General features: G+C 48.9%; 22 protein-coding genes. 21 read left to right on the forward strand and 1 reads right to left on the reverse strand.

The window, feature by feature from the left end; translation table 11 throughout:
• Positions 1 to 15 precede the first annotated feature (15 nt).
• The 21 genes from ACS18Q_RS17150 (at position 16) to ACS18Q_RS17250 (ending at position 17,934) form a co-directional block, all read left to right on the forward strand.
• Entirely contained in the window at positions 16 to 444 is a 429-nt protein-coding gene (locus ACS18Q_RS17150; protein WP_441258069.1) for a hypothetical protein, read from the forward strand.
• A 13-nt stretch (positions 445 to 457) separates the two neighbouring features.
• Positions 458 to 1,528, forward strand: a complete 1,071-nt coding sequence (locus ACS18Q_RS17155; RefSeq protein WP_441258070.1) for a major capsid protein — start codon at positions 458 to 460, stop codon at positions 1,526 to 1,528.
• A gap of 11 nt (positions 1,529 to 1,539) precedes the next feature.
• Positions 1,540 to 1,809: a hypothetical protein gene (locus ACS18Q_RS17160; RefSeq protein WP_441258071.1), complete on the forward strand. Its 270-nt coding sequence runs from the start codon at positions 1,540 to 1,542 to the stop codon at positions 1,807 to 1,809.
• 43 nt (positions 1,810 to 1,852) lie between these two features.
• Complete coding sequence (locus ACS18Q_RS17165) at positions 1,853 to 2,248, forward strand: DUF7370 family protein (RefSeq protein WP_148497431.1); 396 nt, start codon at positions 1,853 to 1,855, stop codon at positions 2,246 to 2,248.
• On the forward strand, positions 2,248 to 2,568 hold the full coding sequence (locus ACS18Q_RS17170; RefSeq protein ID WP_222792902.1) for a hypothetical protein: 321 nt from the start codon (positions 2,248 to 2,250) through the stop codon (positions 2,566 to 2,568). Before ACS18Q_RS17165 ends, ACS18Q_RS17170 begins: the two co-directional genes overlap by 1 nt.
• Positions 2,568 to 2,837 (forward strand): hypothetical protein, encoded by a 270-nt coding sequence (locus ACS18Q_RS17175; RefSeq protein WP_254413724.1) that lies wholly within the window; start codon positions 2,568 to 2,570, stop codon positions 2,835 to 2,837. Before ACS18Q_RS17170 ends, ACS18Q_RS17175 begins: the two co-directional genes overlap by 1 nt.
• Positions 2,834 to 3,676, forward strand: a complete 843-nt coding sequence (locus ACS18Q_RS17180) for a hypothetical protein (RefSeq protein WP_441258072.1) — start codon at positions 2,834 to 2,836, stop codon at positions 3,674 to 3,676. Before ACS18Q_RS17175 ends, ACS18Q_RS17180 begins: the two co-directional genes overlap by 4 nt.
• A 3-nt stretch (positions 3,677 to 3,679) precedes the next feature.
• A complete protein-coding gene (locus tag ACS18Q_RS17185) occupies positions 3,680 to 4,117 on the forward strand; it encodes a hypothetical protein (protein WP_441258073.1) in 438 nt (145 codons plus the stop codon).
• A complete protein-coding gene (locus ACS18Q_RS17190) occupies positions 4,110 to 4,481 on the forward strand; it encodes a hypothetical protein (protein ID WP_441258074.1) in 372 nt (123 codons plus the stop codon). The genes ACS18Q_RS17185 and ACS18Q_RS17190 overlap by 8 nt, the downstream gene beginning before the upstream one ends.
• Entirely contained in the window at positions 4,482 to 5,219 is a 738-nt protein-coding gene (locus ACS18Q_RS17195) for a phage tail tube protein (protein ID WP_441258075.1), read from the forward strand.
• Between the two features lie 58 nt (positions 5,220 to 5,277).
• Positions 5,278 to 5,883: a DUF6246 family protein gene (locus tag ACS18Q_RS17200; protein WP_441258076.1), complete on the forward strand. Its 606-nt coding sequence runs from the start codon at positions 5,278 to 5,280 to the stop codon at positions 5,881 to 5,883.
• Positions 5,884 to 5,950: 67 nt separating this feature from the next.
• The gene (locus tag ACS18Q_RS17205) at positions 5,951 to 6,484 is read left to right on the forward strand and encodes an Ail/Lom family outer membrane beta-barrel protein (protein ID WP_441258077.1); all 534 of its coding nucleotides are present in this window, start codon (positions 5,951 to 5,953) and stop codon (positions 6,482 to 6,484) included.
• Between the two features lie 60 nt (positions 6,485 to 6,544).
• Complete coding sequence (locus ACS18Q_RS17210) at positions 6,545 to 8,758, forward strand: hypothetical protein (protein WP_441258078.1); 2,214 nt, start codon at positions 6,545 to 6,547, stop codon at positions 8,756 to 8,758.
• Between the two features lie 7 nt (positions 8,759 to 8,765).
• A complete protein-coding gene (locus ACS18Q_RS17215; protein ID WP_441258079.1) occupies positions 8,766 to 9,122 on the forward strand; it encodes a phage tail protein in 357 nt (118 codons plus the stop codon).
• The gene (locus ACS18Q_RS17220) at positions 9,119 to 9,853 is read left to right on the forward strand and encodes a phage minor tail protein L (RefSeq protein WP_441258080.1); all 735 of its coding nucleotides are present in this window, start codon (positions 9,119 to 9,121) and stop codon (positions 9,851 to 9,853) included. Before ACS18Q_RS17215 ends, ACS18Q_RS17220 begins: the two co-directional genes overlap by 4 nt.
• The gene (locus ACS18Q_RS17225; protein WP_441258081.1) at positions 9,853 to 10,629 is read left to right on the forward strand and encodes a Mov34/MPN/PAD-1 family protein; all 777 of its coding nucleotides are present in this window, start codon (positions 9,853 to 9,855) and stop codon (positions 10,627 to 10,629) included. Before ACS18Q_RS17220 ends, ACS18Q_RS17225 begins: the two co-directional genes overlap by 1 nt.
• Positions 10,619 to 11,179: a tail assembly protein gene (locus tag ACS18Q_RS17230; RefSeq protein ID WP_441258082.1), complete on the forward strand. Its 561-nt coding sequence runs from the start codon at positions 10,619 to 10,621 to the stop codon at positions 11,177 to 11,179. The genes ACS18Q_RS17225 and ACS18Q_RS17230 overlap by 11 nt, the downstream gene beginning before the upstream one ends.
• On the forward strand, positions 11,176 to 14,895 hold the full coding sequence (locus ACS18Q_RS17235; RefSeq protein ID WP_441258083.1) for a host specificity protein J: 3,720 nt from the start codon (positions 11,176 to 11,178) through the stop codon (positions 14,893 to 14,895). The genes ACS18Q_RS17230 and ACS18Q_RS17235 overlap by 4 nt, the downstream gene beginning before the upstream one ends.
• 1 nt (position 14,896) lies before the next feature.
• Positions 14,897 to 15,079 carry a hypothetical protein gene (locus tag ACS18Q_RS17240; protein ID WP_148497416.1) on the forward strand — a complete coding sequence of 61 codons (183 nt, stop codon included), beginning with the start codon at positions 14,897 to 14,899 and terminating at the stop codon, positions 15,077 to 15,079.
• Positions 15,061 to 16,470, forward strand: coding sequence for a hypothetical protein (locus ACS18Q_RS17245; protein ID WP_441258084.1), 1,410 nt, complete (start codon positions 15,061 to 15,063; stop codon positions 16,468 to 16,470). The genes ACS18Q_RS17240 and ACS18Q_RS17245 overlap by 19 nt, the downstream gene beginning before the upstream one ends.
• Positions 16,471 to 16,878: 408 nt before the next feature.
• Positions 16,879 to 17,934, forward strand: coding sequence for a methyl-accepting chemotaxis protein (locus ACS18Q_RS17250; protein WP_238770945.1), 1,056 nt, complete (start codon positions 16,879 to 16,881; stop codon positions 17,932 to 17,934).
• A 127-nt stretch (positions 17,935 to 18,061) separates the two neighbouring features.
• Here the strand turns inward: ACS18Q_RS17250 and ACS18Q_RS17255 are convergent, their stop codons facing one another.
• Positions 18,062 to 18,922: an AraC family transcriptional regulator N-terminal domain-containing protein gene (locus ACS18Q_RS17255; RefSeq protein WP_441258213.1), complete on the reverse strand. Its 861-nt coding sequence runs from the start codon at positions 18,920 to 18,922 to the stop codon at positions 18,062 to 18,064.
• Positions 18,923 to 18,929: the final 7 nt, after the last annotated feature.

An 18,929-nucleotide genomic window follows, 5' to 3' on the forward strand; every position in this document is an offset into this window, starting at 1 on the left:
AAGGGGTGGTGAACAATGCGCTATCGTCGTATTAACCTAGACGGAAAGTCCGTCACAGAAACGCGCTTGGTTGCTGCTAACACGCTTCCTGGCACTCTCGCAACTATCGACTCTAACGATGCCTTTGCTGTTGCATCGGTTCTGTCTGGTCGAATTTATCTGATGCATCCGGCTGCGCATCAAGGTTTGGGTGTTGCCGATGAAATCCCATCCGGTGATTCAGGTGTCGGTGAGTACGTAGAAGAAGGCCGCGAACTCGGCTTGCTATGCCCTGCAGGCGCGTACAAGAAAGACACGCCGATCAAGCTTGGTACATCTGGCAAAGGCGCGATCGGCGTTGAAGGTACGGACGTCATTATTGGCTACTCTCAGGACGAAGTTACCCTGACAGCCGACGACATCATCCGTGTTCGTTTCCGCAGCGGCGTTGCCGTTACCGCATAACAGGAGAAGGTAAATGTTTTTTACTCGTGAAACACTAGCGGCTAACCGCAACGTTCAAGGTCACTGGGATGACCTGTGGGCGACTCGAAACATGATGAGCGCCAATATGCGATCCATGATCGCAGCCAACCAAGCGCACATGACACCTGAAATGCTTCAAGCTAACGCTGCGGCCGGTTACGCCCGTGAGTTCTGGCAAGAAGTTGACCGCATGGTCGTTCAGTCTCGTGAAGAAACTATCGGCATGGAAATGCTGATGGATTTGCTTGCAATCCAAACCACACTGCCGATCGGGAAAACCGTGAAGTCATACAACATCGTTGGCAACATCGCGGATGACGTTTCAATCACTATCGACGGTCAGGCGCCATTCAGTTTCGATCACACCGATTACGATTCTGACGGCGACCCGGTGCCAGTGTTCCTTGCTGGTTTCGGTGTTAACTGGCGTCACGCTGCTGGCCTAAGCTCAGTTGGCCTTGATTTGGTGCTTGATTCTCAGGCTGCAAAACTCAAGGTGTACAACGAGAAGTTGGTCAGCTATGCGCTTGACGGCGCAGAAGGCGTTAAAGTTGATAGCAAGGCTGGCCAAGGTCTTCGCAATCACCGCAACACCAAGAAGATCAACCTTGGCGCGTCAGGAGCAAATATTGACCTTGTTAATGCAACTGATGCAGAGCTCATCTCTTTCTTCACTGAGGGCGCTTTCTTTACCAATGCTACAGCAAACTACGTAAGCGTATATGATGTGGTATGGGTATCAAATGAGCTTTTTGCTCGCCTTGGTCGCCCATATATTGTTAGCGGCGTCCGCATGGGTACAGTGATGCAAGAAATCCTTTCTCGCAGCAAGATTCGAGAGTTTCGTCCTACCTATGCAATGAGCGGTAACGAGTTCTTGGGCTATGAGCGCAAGCAATCGACGGTGACTCCGCTGATCGGCATGACAACCGGCATTACTCCGCTTCCTCGCCCAATGCCAAACAGCAACTATAACTTCCAGATTATGGGCGCTATGGGTATGCAGGTGAAGAAAGACAACGCAGGCCGTTCAGGTGTTGTCTATGGCGCGGACATGGGCTAAGGGGATAGGCAATGAAATACATCGTTGAAATCCCATGGGTAGGCGTAAAAAAAGGCGATGTCGTTGAATTCGCCAAACTTCACCCTGCGCTGAAAGCTAACGTTAAACCATTGCCCGAAGAGTTGGCTGCGCAGTTGACACCAGCAACGACAGGTGCAACATCTGAAAAGGTCAACATTGATACTTCAGACAAGAAACAAGTAAAGGCAAAGCTTGAAGAACTCGGCATCGAGTTTGACGGACGAGCATCACTTGAAGACTTGGTGAAACTTCTGCCATAACGACTATTGCCCCACTCCGGTGGGGCTTTTTATTGAGGTCATCATGATCACATCAGAACAAGCAAAGCAGTATTTAAAGTCCCAAGGCATCGATACCGATTCAACACCGGATTTCATTATTGATGCATGGGTTGAACAGGCAAACTCTATCCAAGATTGCCTTGATGCAAATTACACCGTGAATACCGCTTTGCTTATTCAATGCTACCTCATCTCACTGCTTGCGTATGCGCAATCAGACCAGATGCTATCTAGCCAAACGGCACCAAGCGGAGCGTCACGCTCGTTCAAGTACAAGAACTTCGCAGACCGTTGGAAAGGGCAATTAAACCTCCTTCGGTCTTTGGACAAAAGCGGGTGCGCTGTTGATTTAATCCCATCGGATCCTACGGTAAGTTCATTTGGTGGGCTATGGGTTGGCAAAGGGGGCTGTCACTAATGTCAAACACTGCCAATTGGTCATACACCAACACAGCGATTGTTCGGCCTCTTGTCAGCTTTGACCAGTGGACGCAGCAGTCAATCTATGGCGATGAATACGAAATAGCGTGTACTTGGGAAGCAAAGTCCGAACAGATGCGAGACAGCAATGGCGCTGAGTTTGTGACTAAAAACATCATCTACACCGAAGATGCTCGGCCAAAACACTTAGACCTCATCAAGCTGAATGGCAAAGACAACTTTGAAGAAATCAGAGATGTCACAGAGTGGGATATGAGCTTTTTTGGTGAGACGCCAGATTACAAGGTGGTGACGTAATGAATGCAAAACACGTTATTGAAGAGGCTATGAACAGGCTTCTCGATGAGCACGACGAAGATCCGCGCTCTCCGCTTATCAGAAATCTTAAACAGATACTCGATGAGCCAGACGTTATTCCCGACACCGAAATCGAACTGACAGCCATCTTGCAGCCGGGTGGCGTTTACAAGGTGCATGATCAGCATGGACGAACGCTAAAAGGCGTCAAGTCGGTCGCAGTATTTCCAGAGCAGGGCGGTCAGACCGTATTTCAGGTGAATCTATGACGCTAATTGTCAATCTTGTTGGTTACGAATACCGGCAGGTTAACTCTGGCCAGCACGGCTCTTTCGTCAACCGAAGCAAGTCGAATACTGTTGAGTTTATCGTCGCAGATTCAAAGCCTGCGCCAGATGAGAAAGGCGATCCGCTTTATCCTATCGAGAAGCAGCGATACCACTTAAACACTGGCGACACTCTTTGGGCACGCTCTGTTTCTGGCGTTGTTCAGATTGGAGTAATTGCCGGCCTTCTGCCAGATGAACAAAGCGGCGACGTTTTCGAGAAAATGAAAACGGGTCAGGGTGCGGTCATTGCGCAGTTTTACCCAGAGGTAAACAAAAAGAAAAAGCTTGAGTGGGAAGCGTCGCGAATTGTTCAGGCCACCAGCGCAGGCGATAAGTTTTACTCGATTATCAAAGTCGGATCTCAATACATCGATCTGAAAGCGCGAGAACTCGGTGCAACCGGAGGCGGGCTAATCGGTCGCGCCTATAAGATTCAGGCGTCTGACGTAACCCTTGGAACGCCGGATAAATGGTACAACTTTCATTCTGCTGGATTTGGTGAGCAGCCAGAAACCGAGTTGTATTCTGGCGCGCAAATAACCTTTGTCACGCCGGTTGCAAATCTTGCTATCGAAACAAACAAGATCACGGCAAACATCAACGCCATCACAAACATTCAGAATCAAGGGAAAGGAATTCCAATCCAACCAATGGGCGGTAACCACATCTATGAGCCTGAGCTTTATATCCTCCTTGAACTTGAATCCTTCGATGCATCCCAGTATCTCGCTGCTAGGCTTGAGATTTACGAGGGACCGCTCGATTACTATCCGGACTGAGTTATGACGATAAAAGGCATTGACGCCGTAAAGGCTGGCTATCAGAGAATCATCGGCACGATTGAAGATGAGCGCACTGAGGCGGCGATATACGCCATTCTTAGCGAAGGCGGTGCAATTGCTCAAACGATGGTGCCAGTTGATACCAGTACGCTAATTAACAGCCAGTACGCGCCGCAATTTGAAAGGCAAGCTGGCGGAATGATTGGTTACATCGGGTATACGGTCAAATACGCCGGTTGGGTTCACGAAATGCCGGGCAAGTTGAAAGGCCTGCCACGCGCTCACTTTGGCGTAACCCGTGAAGGGGTTCAGTTTGGTGGCGGAACGCTACAGGGAAATTACTGGGATCCGGATGCTGAACCGCAATGGCTGACAAAAGGGTTCCAGCAACTGCAACCAAAAATACCGGCGATATTGAAGAGGGTATACCGTGTTTAACGATCTAAAGGCTTGGATTGAGGCGCTGCTCGGAACTGACTACCAGTACTCACAGGGCGCTTGGGTTGAAACCGAATCTCTCGGCTTTGTTTGCTGCATCTTTGGCATGGGTGGCGCTGGTGTTGACATGGATATTCGCAGGCCACGATTCAAAATCATGCTTCTCGGCCATCGGGGCGAAAGAAATCAAGCCAGCAAGCTGCTTGCAGACATTGAAAGCATCATTGATATGTCGATTAATTCCGACCCGCCGTGCGGTGCCGCATCTATAAGAGCAATCACTGAACCGACGGGCCGGGGTACACCGAAGAAAACAGGGCTTGGGTCTCTGTCGATTTTCAAATCATCTACTAGGAGGCCATAAATGGCTTGTAATAAAACGAAATACGTTGGCCGCGACGTAGTGCTTGAATATGCGATTGCTTGTGGCGACGCAGTTCCGGCTTCTGCCGACTGGAAAGTTTTTGGCTCGCTGCGAACCAAAGAATTTAACCTTTCTTGGGACAACACAGACGCCACAGACTCAGACTCTGTTGGCGCGCTGCGTGAAAACTTGGCAACATTCCAAACCTTGACCATTTCAGGTGACGGCGTGTGTAAGGCGTCGGGGGCAAATTCGGCTAACCTAATTGAGATCACTAAACACGTTGCAAAGCCAGACGCAACAGGCGGTCAACCGGTTGCTTGGATGCGCATGACATTCCCTGATCTAACGTTCACCTGTTTCATGCTGTTTTCAACGATGAACCGATCGGCGCCATACGACGACGTAGTTACATTCAGCTTGGAAGCGGCTGCAACTGCTTCTGACTTCGGCTTGATGGTTGAAGATACGCCAGACGTAGACGCGTCAGATCCGGTTTCAGTTGCTGCTTACCCAGAAACACTATCTCTGGCTGTTGGTGAGACGGCGGGTCTTGCTGCGGTGGTTTCCCCTACCAGTGCGCCACAAAGTGTGATTTACGAAACTGATGACCCTCTGATCGCCACCGTAACTCAAAACGGCGTAGTTACTGCAATCGGTTCTGGATCGGCGACCATCACTGTCAAGTCGCCAGTCGATACGCTAATCACTGACACGGTGGCAGTTACCGTCGCCTAATCTCAACTGAAGCCCCGAAAGGGGCTTTAATCAACCAAAGCAGACAGGAAGGTATTAAGTGATACTGACACAGATCGGCGAAATTGGTGTTCATTACAAAGGTCAAACGTTCATTCTAAGACCGTCACTATATGCAATGTCTCAGATTGGTTCGCCGAGAGAGATTATCGATTCGTACGCATTGGTGATGTCAGAATTTTCAGACAAAAAAATGCGATGGAAGCAATTCAGAGAGGCGCTTGCCGTCGTTAACTGTTGCACTGATGATGACTTGTCAGATGTTTTTGGATACCTGAATGAAAAGCGTAAATACGTCAAAAAATCCGCCGCGATGAGCGATATTCTGGCGATTGCTCGCTCTCTTTTGGCACACGGGATTACAGGCGCACAGGAGCCGATAAGGCGGGAAGAGGAAGATCAAAGTACATACACCAGTGAGTTTAAGTCTGATGTTCACGTTAACCTGGCGATGGCGCACCTCGGCGTCTCAGAAAGAGAGGCGTGGAATATGACAATGACCAGTCTGATTGGCGCGATGCGTGCCAAGTTTCCTGAGCCGGAAAGCAACAAGCCGGGAGCGAAAGCTCCGACCAAAGAACAACACGACGCAACGATGGATTGGTTTGAGAAAATCCAACGTAAGCGCGGTCATAAATCAAATTAATTACTCTTCTCTCTGTTAATTCTTGATGTTAGCCTTTATGCATATAAATTTGAGCATGGGAAAATAAATGAAAACGATATCAAAATTTGCGGTGCTTGTTGCTGCATTGGCTAGCCTCTCTGTAAATGCTGAAGAATTCAAGCAAACTGTATCTGCCGGCTATGCGCATTCAAGCGTTGAATGCCTTGGGTATGAGCTTGATGATGATACTGGCGGCTTCAACGTAAAATATCGCATGGAGTTTAATGAAGAGTACGGTTTCATTATTTCGCACACAAAAACCGATTACAACAAGAGCGGAACCTATAGCGGCGTCAACATTGGCGCGTCGCTTGACTATATGTCATTTATGGTCGGCCCAACGTTCAGAGCTAACAAGTACTTTAGCGTTTATCTGATGGCTGGTGGAGCAAAGGGAGAAGCAGAAGCATCAGTGTCATATCTTGGCTCAGCCAAAGATTCTGATACGTCATTTTCTTATGGTGGCGGGCTACAGATCAATGTGAACGAATATTTTGCCATCGATGGTTCGTATGAGTATTCAGAATTCAACGATGTAAAAGTCGGAACGTGGGTTGTAGGAATGGGATTCTCGTTCTAACTAGAACTAACGATTAACAAACCCTGCTTCGGCGGGGTTTTTTTATTGCCCGGAGGGGTCATGGCAATTGATGCAGGTACGGTCTACTACACAGTTGACGCAAAAACACAAAAGGCGATCGACTCTGCGACTGAGATGAAAGACTCACTTGAACAAATGCAAACATCTATGGCTAAGACTGATCTTCAGGCAAGGCAATATACAAAGTCCTTGATTGAAGCGGGCAATAGCGTATCAAAGGCTGGCGTTGTCATCGATCAATTTGGCAATGTGAATGCGGAAGCGACCGCAAAAATGCAAAAGCTGATGGCCATGACCGACTCGCTAAATCAGCGACACATTCAGCTTTCAAAAACAGCTACAGGCGTAAGAGCTGGCCTTGCAGGCATGGGGCGCGGAGCTGGTCAGGCTGGTATCCAATTCCAGCAACTAATCGGGCAGATTCAAGGCGGGCAAGACGTCATGCTTGCGCTTTCACAACAATCTGCCGACTTAGGCTTCGTCCTTGGCGCGCCGCTATTAGGTGCCGTGGTTGGTATTGGCGCTTCTTTGGCTGGGATGCTGCTGCCAAACCTATTTGAAAGCAAAGATGCGATGAAGCTGCTTGAGGATGCCACGGAAGGTGTGCGTGCAGCTATGACGCTATCTGCAACCGGAGTTGACGGCTACTCTCAGAGCATTCAAATACTGGCCAATGCATCTGAAAAACTGGCAAGGATTCAGCTTGCCAACCTAATCGCAGAGCAAGAGCGAGCAATCAGCATCTCAGGTAAAGGCATTACTGATGCGATCAATGACGCATTTGGTGTCGGCGCCAATGTGTATGGGTCTGACATTAAGAACACATTCGGCCAGTATTCTGACGGCTTCGCAAAGCTCGCATACAATGTCAAAAAGTCTGCCATGGACATGGTAAATGCTAACTTCTCGCCAGAAAGCGTTGACGCTTACTCTAAATCACTTAATGAAGCGCAAGCTGCTGGGCTGAGCAATTCAGAAGCAGGGCAAGCGTTAATTTCAACAACAAACAAATATGTCACTGCCGTGCAAGAAGGGAAAATGCGCATCGAGGACATGACAAAACAGCTTGAGTCAAACGCCCTTGAGCTTGATAGCAATGTAAAGTCTATCGACAAATGGACTGAGGCATCTCAACGCCTCGCCGTGCAGTCAGAATCACTCCGCTCTAAGCAACTAGAACTTGAAAAAGCCATTGCGATCAAAAAAGCAACAGAAGAAGGAGCGACTCCAGAAACGATCAAGTCTATGGAGACCTCTTACAACAAGATGATTGCCAATGCCAAAGAGGCCGAATCTGAAAAGGCATTAGCCAAGTCAAAAAGAGACAGAGCCGCAGCAGAAAGGGATTCCAAAAAAGCGTCAAAGGATTTCATCAAGAATTTTGGTGATGAAGATTTCTCAACAAATGCGGATACCGAAGCAACTGGGTTTAGCCGAACCATAACGAGCACATACGACGAAGAAACCGCGCTTGAGAGGCTTGACCGAGAGCGCAACCTGATTCAGATGTACCAAGAGCTTGAGATCGGCGACGCACAAGCACACGCCGATGCAATCAAAGCTATCGATCAGGAAATTGCTGACGAGAAGAAAAAGGCGCTAGATGACCAAGTCAAAGAGCAGCGTAACGCGACAAACGCCCAGTTAAATATTTACAGCCAGTTGTTTAGCGGCATGCAGTCACTTACGTCAAACATGCTTGCCTCAATGGACGAACAGTCAAGCGGTTACAAAGCCATGTTTGCTGTAAATAAGGCGTTCGCAGTTGCTCAGGCAATTGTGTCAGCTGAATTAGCGGCAGCTCAGGTTTTGGCTCACGACGCCGGGATTATGGGGATGAGTGCTGCGGCAACATCAAATGCAATCAGGGCTATGGGTTACGCCTCAGCTGGTGTTATCGCAGGTACGGCGATTGCTGGTGGGCGCTTGTATGGCGGCGCAGTTCAAGCCAACGACATGTACCGAATTAACGAGAACGGGGCGCCGGAAGTGTTCAACGCGGCGAATGGCCAGCAGTATATGTTGCCGAACACGCGTGGCGAAGTCGTGAGCAATAAGGATGCCTCTGGAAGTGGCGGCACCGTCATTCAGGTCAACATTTCAAGCGACGGGTCAGTTTCCACGGACGGCGGTTCGATGATGGCACAATTCGGCAAAGAGATCGGCCAGTTCGTCGATGCCAAGTTCAAGCAACTGCAATCACAGTCAATGCGCCAAGGTGGCGCTCTTTGGCAGTACAAACAGAACGGATGATTCGACTATGCCACAAATATTTGAATGGGCCCCGCTGATTGAAATCTCGGGGTCTTCTTCTTTTCGCGTCTTGTCTGCGCAATTTGGTGACGGGTATTTGCAAGAAGTAGGCGATGGCATCAACACCAAGTCAGATTCATATTCTCTTCAATTCAAAGGCGACTACAGCAAGATAAAGGCGATCATGGACTTTATCGACCAGCATGGCGGATTTATTCCGTTCCACTGGACGCCGAAAGACTATGACGGAGAGATGCTTCTCTGGACATGCCCCGGTTACAGTAAAAGCAACATTTCACACAACGGTCGCTCAACGGGGATTTGGTCGCTGGATTGCACATTCAATCAGAGGTTTGAGCCATGATTCTAGAAGACGTTCAAAAACTTGTGCCGGGAAATCTCATTACGCTTTATGAATTGGATATGACCGAACTTGGTGGCGATATCCAGCGTTTTCACAATTATGACCATTCGATCATCTATTGGCAGGGTAGCGCCTATTACCCATGGGCTATTGAATCGTCAGGATTTGAGCGCACCGGTGATACTCAGCAACCAAACCCCTCTTTATCCGTTGGCAACATTGGCGAGGATGGAGTCGGTAACAAGGTGACAGGCGTTGTCACAGCGCTGTGCTTGGCATTTGATGATCTGGTTGGTGCGAAACTTATTCGTCACCGGACGTTTGCGAAATACCTCGATGCTGAGAACTTTGGCGGCGTGAATCCAACCGCTGACCCTGATGAGCATTTCCCAGTTGAGACGTGGATAGTTAGCCAGAAAGAGCGAGAGACGCCAGAAGCTGTATCGTTTGTTCTTGCCTCCCCGATGTCGCTCGATGGTGTTCAATTGCCTCGCAGGCAGGTGATTGCCAACGTATGCGGCTGGCTTGTGATGGACTCGGCTGGTTACGGCGGATACCGCGGCGCCGGGTGCGGATATACCGGCACGAACTACTTTGACAAAGACGGCAACCCAGTCGCCGATCCATCGCTTGATAAGTGCGGCGGTCGCGTTTCGGATTGCAAGAAGCGCTTTGGTGAAAACTCACCTCTTTCTTACGGGTCATTCCCATCTGCTGACAGGTTAAGCTAATGCGAAAGCACATCAAGAACGCTATCGAGAAGCATGCTATTGCCGATTATCCCCGTGAATGTTGCGGGGTAATTGTTGCGATCGGCGGAAAGCAAAAATACATACCGTGCCGAAACGTTGCTGAAAACAATCTTGATTTCAGACTCTCGGCAGAAGACTACGCCAACGCGTCAGATTTAGGCCAGATTTTATCCATCGTTCATTCGCATATTGATCGCGATGCGCATCCATCTGAGGCAGACAAGGTCAGTTGTGAGCAAACGCAACTACCATGGCATATCGTGTCGGTTAGCCGGGATGCTGCCGAAGAACGCCCAAGCGTAACTCAATGGCATTCATTTGAGCCATCTGGCTATGAAGCGCCGCTCGTTGGTCGCGAGTTTTTCCATGGTTCGCTGGATTGCTACGGCCTAATCCGTGATTTTTACAAGCGCGAGATGGGTATCGACATTCCTGATTTTGAGCGTGATGACTTCTGGTGGCAGAAAGAGCCATCACCAGAGCTTTATCTTGAAAACTTTGGGAAGGCTGGCTTTTACCAAGTTACTGGCCAGCCTAAATTTGGCGACGTAATACTGATGCAGTATCGCAGCGAAAAGACAAATCATGGCGGCGTGTATATCGGCGATTGCACATTGAATACGCAATCTGACCTTCATCAAGTACCAAACGCTATGCTTCACCATCCGATGCCTAGATTATCAGAAAGGGTGGTTTATTCTGGCTATTGGCAGGACGTCACAAGAATGATAGTGAGGTACAAAGATGCAAAATGAAACACCTAGAACAGTGCGCCTTTATGGAAAACTCGGTGCGAAGTTTGGACGTGTTCACCGGTTTGTGTGCAACTCTCCTGCTGAAGCTGTAGCCGCTTTATCTTCAATGATCCCCGGATTCAAGCAAGAGATGATGGAGAGTCGAGATCATGGCGTTGATTACGCCGTATTCATTGGGAAAGAAAATATCACCGAAGACTGCTTGGATGCGCCTGCCGGTGGTCAAGATATTAGGATTGCCCCGATTATTTCCGGCTCAGGCCGCGGCATTCAAGTCATCGCCGGTGTTGCGCTTATGGTTGCATCAATTTGGTATCCGCCACTATTTGCGCCGGGCTTGGCTCTTGCGGTCGGCGGTGCAGTGCAGTACATGGTCAAAGTGCCTGACGGAAACACAGGCACAGAATCAGCAGACAACGGCGCTTCATACAACTTCAACGGCCCAGTCAACGTCACAGCGCAAGGTAACCCCATCCCGGTGCTATATGGCGAGCTAATTACTGGATCGGTAACTGTTTCTGGCGACATGTATTCAGAGAGTCAGCAATGATAAAAACAGAACCAAGAAAAGGCGGCTTTAAGGTATTCGGATCTGGCGGTGGCGGTAAGTCTGGCGGAAGCTCCCGCACGCCAGTTGAAACGCCAGACAGCCTGCACAATATTTCTTACGCGGCTATTCTCGATGTTATTTCCAATGGTGAAGTTTACGGCCCTGCACATCCAAGTCAGCCACTTCGTGATATCTATCTCGATGGAACACCAATCCAAAACGAAGATGGGTCACTGAACTTTCAGAGCGTTGAGTCAGATTACCGAGTAGGCACAATTGACCAAGAGCACATCGCAGGATTTCCCGCATCTGTCAGCGTGACATCTGTTGGAACAGAGATCACCACGTCAACGCCGTGGACGCAGCAGATCAACGGCTCTGAGCTTTCTGCAGTTCGAGTCAGTATCAACGTGCCTCAGTTGCTGAAAACGTATGACTCTGGCGACAACGCTGGCGACCGCGTTGGATACAAGGTTGAATACGCCATCGACATTTCAAGCGGTGGCGGTGCGTTTGAAAACGTGATTACTACCAGCTTTAACGGTAAGACGGTGAACGGGTACACGCGAACTCACCGCATTGAACTCCCTTCTGGAAATTCATACTGGACGGTTAGAGTACGAAGAATCACGGCAGAATCAACCAGCACCACAATACAGGACGCCATCTACCTTGATTCGTATGCAGAAGTCATCGACGGAAAGTTTCGACACCCGATGACAGCGCTGATCGGTGTAAAGATTGATGCGGAGCAATTTCAAAGCATTCCGACCAGGGCGTATCACTGGAAGGGCCGTATTATTCGCGTGCCTTCAAATTACGACCCTGAGACGCGCACCTATTCCGGTGTGTGGGATGGCACATTCAAAAGTGCGTACAGCAATAACCCAGCTTGGGTTTTTTACGACATGCTTACCAATAATCTTTACGGATTGGGCGAGTATATTTCCATAACAGTTCCAAACCGCTATGCTCTATATCAAATTGGAGCCTATTGCGATCAGATGGTCGATGATGGACAGGGCGGTTTAGAGCCAAGATTTGTCTGCAACTGCTACATTCAGTCGGCGCAAGATGCGCTTCGCGTGCTGAACGACTTGTCCAGTATATTCCGCGGCATGGCTTACTGGTCTGATGGTCAAGTAGTCCCAGTGGCTGATATGCCGAGCGATCCGGTTTACAACTACACAAACGCCAACGTCATTGACGGCAAATTCGAATATGCCGGTTCGGATTTAAAGACGCGAAAAACGGTTGCGCTTGTATCGTGGAATGACCCATCGAACTTCTACAAGTCAAAAGTTGAAGTTGTTGAAGATTCAGACGGGATCGCCAGGTATGGAATCCGTAAAACGGAAGTCATCGCTTTTGGTTGCACGTCACGCGGCCAAGCGCAGCGCATAGGGCTTTATCTTCTCTATACATCGAGAATGGAAACTGGCACCGTAGCATTTAGTGTCGGTCTGGATGGGATTATCCCACAGCCGGGCTCTATCATTAAAATTGCCGACAGAAACCGCGCTGGCAGGCAGATCGGAGGGCGAATTAGCCAATCCGGTGCAAACTTCATCGTCACCGATCGGGAGCATCCTGCCAAGATTGGCGACACGATTAACGTCAACCTTCCTTCCGGCGCCAATGAGTCAAAGCTTGTTTCTGGCATTGATGGGAGAAAAATAACCGTTGATTCGGATTTCTCTTCTGAACCGTCAAAACAGTCGGTTTGGTCGATAGACGCCGATGACTTGGTGACGCAACAAGCTCGCGTTATTTCCGTGTCTGAATCTGGTGGCATTCAATATGACGTTAACTGCGTATTCCATCACCCCGGAAAGTTTGCGGCGATTGATAATGGCGTGAGGATCGACCCGCTGCCGGTATCCGTCGTACCGCCAAGAACGCAAAATGCGCCAACCAACATCCAGATCGCACAATTCAACACATTCAAGCAAGGCACCACGCGCCAGAATGCAGAGATTACTTGGGATGCTCCTGAGTATGCAGTTCAGTATGACGTGCAATGGAAGCGTGACAACGGTGATTGGGTGTCAGTTACTCGCACTGGTACGCGCACAATTCAATTGAGCGACATCTTTGCCGGTGAGTACATTGTAAGGGTTCGCGCGATTAACTCTCTCGATGTGCCATCGTTGTGGGCATACTCATCAGCAACTCAGCTTGATGGTATTGTCGGCGCGCCGCCGGCGGTAACAACGCTGTCCGCTACTGGCCAAGTCATGGCAATTACGCTGGAATGGTCTTATCCAGACACGGCAAACATTATCAGCCAAATTGAGATTCGCGCTAGTCTGAACAATGATTTTTCGGCCAGCTATCCTCTGACATTCGCAGCTTACCCGGCAACAACATTTACCGTGAATGGCCTAGGGTATGGAACTGAAATGTGGTTTTGGGCGCGGTTGATTGATAAGAACGGGCTCGCTGGCGAGTGGATGCCACTATCTACCGGTGCGGGAACCTACGGCAAGTCATCAGAAAGCGCATCTGATATCCTTGATTACTTACAAGGGCAGATTAGTGAAAGCGAGTTAGCTCAAAGCTTGACTGATACTATTGATGGAATTGAAATTGACGTTTCAGATCTGTTCGATTCGGTTGCTGCCATAAACTTAGATATCGATGGGGTAAATACTCAAATATCCACAGAAATCCAAGAGAGAACTAGCGCTGACTCAGCCTTAGCAAGTCAAATTGACACGGTAGCCTCTGTAGCTGACGGAAATACTGCCGCTATCCAGACCGAAGCCACAGCGCGAGCCGATGGTGACAGCGCTCTGTCTCAGGAGATCACAACGCTTGCGTCTACTGTTGACGGAAATACTGCCGCGATTCAAACGGAAGCCACAGCGCGAGCCGATGGTGACAGCGCTCTGTCTCAGGAGATCACAACGCTGCAATCTGTAGTTGATGACAATGAAGCGCTAATCCAACAAACGTCACAAGCATTTGCTGATATCGACGGCGCTCTAAACGCAAACTGGCAGGTAAAAACAGAGGTAAGAGCTGATGGGAAAGTAGTTCAGGCTGGTATTGGTCTTGGTGCGTCAATTGGCGCCGATGGGCAAACGCGTTCTGAATTTCTTGTTATGGCCGACACGGTTGGTTTTCTCAATACCATTGATGGCGAAATCCATGCGCCGTTTATTTTCGATACAGTCAATGATACTGCGATTTTGAACGCCGCGATCATTGGTGATGCAACAATTAATTTCGCCAAAATCACTGACACTCTGCAATCTGACGACTGGGATTGGAACGGCGGGGACTTTATTGGGTGGAGGATTGAAAAATCTGGCGACGTCTATTTTGACTCGGGAGTATTTAAAGGGCAAGTTTATGTAGATAACCTAATCGGTGACGTCGTAAAAACTTACGCGTACGAAACAACTCAAACTTCGGCTGCCACGATTACTGCTTACTCAATAGCAATACCTGCAGCAACATATGATAGAACCGTTGTTTGGGGTGAGGTTTTGGCTGGAACTACTGGGTATGCCGACTTCATTCTAAATGGCTCTGTGATTAAAACGATAGCGTTCGGCGGCCTAATTGGGTCATTTTCAACACCCAAGTGGGCTGTAGTTCTTTCGGCAAATACAACGAATACCATAGAGTTAAGGCTTAGAGCAGATCCGTCAGTAGGAACGATGAATATGACTGATTATGCGGGAGTGGTTGTCACTTATAAGGAGTAGCATGAAAACACCACAACAAGAAATCACTGAAATGCTTCTGTCTAATGCTGGCAATCGACTCACCAACGAGCTGATTGCTGGAATGCAAGCAAGAATATTCAAAGTGCTTGACGCCAACAAAATTAAACCGTCGGATCATCCAGACAATAATCAGGAGAGTGAAGAATGTCTTCAATCAGAGTAGTTGGAACATTGGAAGACCCAACCGAAGGCGTTGGGGCCAACGCTGAAATTCGAATTGTTTCAAGAATTCCTTTTGGCAGCACAACAAAGGGTTTCAACAAATCAGAGGTTACAGACGCCAGCGGGAGCTATGACTTCCAGCTTGTCTATGGCCAGCATTTGATTGCCATAAAATACGAGAACACCAGCACGTATGTTACGCAAGGTACGGTATCAGTCGGTGACGGATCTCCAGTTGAGATTGACCTGATTTCCTTGCTCCTTCTTTCGTCTACAGAGCCAACGCCGGATCTTGTTAACCAACTGCAAGAAATCGCAGCAGAGGCTGCATCATCAGCCGGTGAAGCTGAGCAATATAAAAATGACGCCCAGACATCAGCCAGCGAAGCAGCCGCATCAGCGATTACCGCAGCCTCAAACGCTGCGTATATTCAAGCTTTAGAGAATATTTCTGGGTCAAAGTGGACAATCATCATTGATAATTTTGGTAATTCACAAATTGTTCGCAGGATTCCAATCCACACGTTTGAAGATCTGAACATTACAGATTGCCCGTTCACAGGGCCGCTTGATTGCTTCATTCGACAAGACCTGACGTTAAGGCCATATGTTGATGTTCCTGTTTATGAGGCAAGCAATAGCGGGGGTAAAGCAGTATCACAGGCTGGGAAAACTCCGTGGACTAGTATCAATGCGGACAATGCAAGGGCCAGAAGCGAAGAGCTAAACTCAAATTCAGTCATGATCAGCCAAGAAATTTGGGCAATGCTGTGCTGGAATATGATCGCTGGTGGATTCCAACCAAGAGGAAATACTGAATATGGCCGATCTCACTCGAATCCTGACGAATTTGGAAGAAGAGCGGATGGAAGAGTGCCAAATGACAGAAACGGGTCAGCATATACGTTGACAGGAAGTGGCCCTATGGAATGGAGCCATGATGGCACGCCATTTGGCGTAATGGACTTAGTGGGGAACGTATGGGAATGGGTTGATGGCATAAAGATGGTTGACGGCCAATTCATCGTTGCTGAGTATACAGGACAACCAGAGGCAGAGTGGTCTGCAACAGGTGTGTACATTAGTGAAGCGGGGCAATTTACCAACGTTGCGCCATCGACGTTAATCCCAGGAAACCAGATCTGGGGCAGTATGACGAAAGAATCTGGCTATGCTGGCAACGAGCGCTTGCAAAAATTGATGATTGAGCCGATTGCTTGTACTAGCGTGCTAGGCGGTCGTTTTTACTGGAATCTTGATGGCGAGCGCCTCATGATCCGTGGTGGCTACTGGGACGGTGCGCCCGATGCTGGACCAGCGGCGCTGAACTGCAACACTCTTCGTTCGCACACGAGCAGCGGCCGCGGGTTTCGCTCCGCCTTCGTGTCTTGAGTCTTGAGTCTTGATATTTAGTGTTTTGTGTTCTGCGCTATAGCGCAGGTTAATCAGTCGAGTTTTTTATGAATGAATTTAATTACTACTTTAACGGCGTTCGACACACTAGTGTTGATGTTGATTTTTTGAATAAACTAACCAAAAACTGTGAAGATCCGAAAGGCGTCATCGACGGAATATTAGAAAGCAAAGCGCGATTTGATGAGAGTATTGGTGATAACTGATTTCCATTGGTTGCATCAATTTCATCAAATTTAATATTCCCAAAAACTAAAATTAAGCCACCGAAATCATTAGCATTAGACGTCGGTGGCTTAATGTTTAATTTCTACATAAAATCAATACTAACTATTTGTTTTAAATGATAATTCATGAGTTTTTAGTCATCTTCTGGCTCAAAAGCTGGTGTACATCGGCATTGCGCTGACCATTTTGGTGATTGTTGTTCTAGCATACGTTTACAGCCGCAGCCTGATTGTACCTTTGAGCTATGCCGTTGAGGTGGCCAAGCGAATCGCTTCGGGAGATCTGACGCAGCAACTGTCTGATCCACACCGCGATGAAGCCGCGGATATGCTGCGCGCATTGGCCGACATGCAACAACAGCTTGCTAAAGCGATGTCGATGATCGGCGATTCTTCCACTCAGCTTGCCGCGACATCAGAAGAGTTGAGTGTGGTGACGCATCAATCCTCCGTGATTGTGACCCAGCAAAGCGATCAATTGAGCCTGGCGGCAACGGCCGTCAGCGAATTGACTTCGGCGATTGAAGAAGTCGCTCGGACCGCCAGCGCGACCAGTGCGAACGCGGAAGTAATGGACGATAAAACGCAGATCGGCAAATCGAAAATCGTAGAAACGATCAGCGCGCTAGAACTGCTGAAAATGGACATGCAAGATGCGGAAAACAGCGTGTTGGCGCTCTCCGATAACGTAGCCAATATCAGCACCGTGCTGGACGTGATTCGTGCCATTGCTGAACAAACCAACTTGTTGGCACTGAACGCAGCGATTGAAGCGGCGCGCGCCGGAGAAAATGGTCGTGGCTTTGCTGTGGTGGCAGACGAAGTGCGTGCGCTGGCTCACCGGACGCAACAATCCACAGCGGATATTGAAACCATGATTACCGCCGTGAGCTCGGAAACTCGCCAGACTGTGAGCAAAATGGGACACAGCAATGAGCTGGCTAACTCAACCTTAACGGTGGCGAACGATGCCAGTGTGGCATTCGAAGAAATTTCGGTGTTGGTGAGTGAAATCAACGGCCAGAATGCGACCGTCGCCAGTGCTGCTGAAGAGCAAGCTGTCGTGGCACGGGAAGTGGATGAAAACTTGGTGCAGATTAAAGATCTGTCGGTGCAGACCTCGGCGGGGGCGGATCAAACTAAAGCTTCCAGTGAAGAGCTAGCCACTCTGGCTGAGCACCTGAACGAGTTGGTGAGCCGCTTTAAAATTGCTTAATCTGTACGCCTTGTCTCTCTGACATTCTCTCTAAAAGCGGTGGCCTCGCTGTGCTTTTTGGGGAGAATAGATGAGTCAAAAAAGCCGCTGATTGTTCAGCGGCTTCGTGTTGACGGTAGGCGAGAGGTCAGGCGATGTCTGCTTCTCGCAGCGCTTTAATGTCTTTTGAGGGTGGCGCACCAAACAGGCGACTGTATTCTCGGCTGAATTGGGAAGGGCTTTCATAGCCGACGCGGAATGTGGTCTCCATCGCATCGAGATTTTCAGTCAACATCAAACGACGGGCTTCACTCAACCGTAGTTTCTTTTGAAATTGCAGCGGTGTCATCGATGTCATGGTACGAAAGTGGGTGTAAAACGCTGACTTGCTCATTCCGGTGTAAGAGGCCAGCTCACTGACGCTGAGCGGTTTGACGAAGTTGTGTTTCAACCAGTCAATCGCTTTAGAAATTTGATGGCTGTGGCTGCCCGCGGTCACGATCTGGTTGAGACGTGCGCCTTGTTCGGAGGTGAGCAGGCGATAAAAAATCTCTCGCTTAATCACTGGCGCGAGAATCTTGATGCTCGCCGGGTCGTCTTGCAGTGCCATCAGGCGTACAAACGCATCCAATAAGGGTTCTGACAATTCCCCCACCGCAATGCCTTTTTGTGCCGCTTTACTGTGCGGAAAGGCGAGTTCGCTTTCGACGATCAATTGCGAGATCTCATGCAAGTCGATTTCCATCACTAACCCAAGGTACGGCGTCTCTTCTGTGGCTTCAATGATATTGGCGATGATGGGGAGATCAACGGATGAGATCAAAAAATGATTGGCATCGTAAACAAAGTTTTCTTCGCCGAGTAGGACTCGTTTTTTCCCTTGAGCAATCAAGCAGATACTTGATTTGTGCGTGTAGCTGGTTGGCGGTGTCGGGGCGTTCCAATGGCTCAGTCGTACACCGGGAATTTCCGTATCAAACTGATTGGTGTTGTGAGTCCATTTGTCGATTTAGCGA

The sequence above is a fragment of the Vibrio sp. Vf1514 genome (assembly GCF_052076135.1).
Lineage (GTDB): Bacteria > Pseudomonadota > Gammaproteobacteria > Enterobacterales > Vibrionaceae > Vibrio > Vibrio furnissii.

What these genes read in the sequence shown, in the direction of transcription:
- ACS18Q_RS17150 (WP_441258069.1), top strand. Translation starts at nt 16, where the DNA reads ATGCGCTATCGTCGTATTAACCTAGACGGAAAGTCCGTCACAGAAACG.
- ACS18Q_RS17155 (WP_441258070.1), top strand. Translation starts at nt 458, where the DNA reads ATGTTTTTTACTCGTGAAACACTAGCGGCTAACCGCAACGTTCAAGGT.
- ACS18Q_RS17160 (WP_441258071.1), top strand. Translation starts at nt 1,540, where the DNA reads ATGAAATACATCGTTGAAATCCCATGGGTAGGCGTAAAAAAAGGCGAT.
- ACS18Q_RS17165 (WP_148497431.1), top strand. Translation starts at nt 1,853, where the DNA reads ATGATCACATCAGAACAAGCAAAGCAGTATTTAAAGTCCCAAGGCATC.
- ACS18Q_RS17170 (WP_222792902.1), top strand. Translation starts at nt 2,248, where the DNA reads ATGTCAAACACTGCCAATTGGTCATACACCAACACAGCGATTGTTCGG.
- ACS18Q_RS17175 (WP_254413724.1), top strand. Translation starts at nt 2,568, where the DNA reads ATGAATGCAAAACACGTTATTGAAGAGGCTATGAACAGGCTTCTCGAT.
- ACS18Q_RS17180 (WP_441258072.1), top strand. Translation starts at nt 2,834, where the DNA reads ATGACGCTAATTGTCAATCTTGTTGGTTACGAATACCGGCAGGTTAAC.
- ACS18Q_RS17185 (WP_441258073.1), top strand. Translation starts at nt 3,680, where the DNA reads ATGACGATAAAAGGCATTGACGCCGTAAAGGCTGGCTATCAGAGAATC.
- ACS18Q_RS17195 (WP_441258075.1), top strand. Translation starts at nt 4,482, where the DNA reads ATGGCTTGTAATAAAACGAAATACGTTGGCCGCGACGTAGTGCTTGAA.
- ACS18Q_RS17205 (WP_441258077.1), top strand. Translation starts at nt 5,951, where the DNA reads ATGAAAACGATATCAAAATTTGCGGTGCTTGTTGCTGCATTGGCTAGC.
- ACS18Q_RS17210 (WP_441258078.1), top strand. Translation starts at nt 6,545, where the DNA reads ATGGCAATTGATGCAGGTACGGTCTACTACACAGTTGACGCAAAAACA.
- ACS18Q_RS17215 (WP_441258079.1), top strand. Translation starts at nt 8,766, where the DNA reads ATGCCACAAATATTTGAATGGGCCCCGCTGATTGAAATCTCGGGGTCT.
- ACS18Q_RS17220 (WP_441258080.1), top strand. Translation starts at nt 9,119, where the DNA reads ATGATTCTAGAAGACGTTCAAAAACTTGTGCCGGGAAATCTCATTACG.
- ACS18Q_RS17225 (WP_441258081.1), top strand. Translation starts at nt 9,853, where the DNA reads ATGCGAAAGCACATCAAGAACGCTATCGAGAAGCATGCTATTGCCGAT.
- ACS18Q_RS17230 (WP_441258082.1), top strand. Translation starts at nt 10,619, where the DNA reads ATGCAAAATGAAACACCTAGAACAGTGCGCCTTTATGGAAAACTCGGT.
- ACS18Q_RS17235 (WP_441258083.1), top strand. Translation starts at nt 11,176, where the DNA reads ATGATAAAAACAGAACCAAGAAAAGGCGGCTTTAAGGTATTCGGATCT.
- ACS18Q_RS17240 (WP_148497416.1), top strand. Translation starts at nt 14,897, where the DNA reads ATGAAAACACCACAACAAGAAATCACTGAAATGCTTCTGTCTAATGCT.
- ACS18Q_RS17245 (WP_441258084.1), top strand. Translation starts at nt 15,061, where the DNA reads ATGTCTTCAATCAGAGTAGTTGGAACATTGGAAGACCCAACCGAAGGC.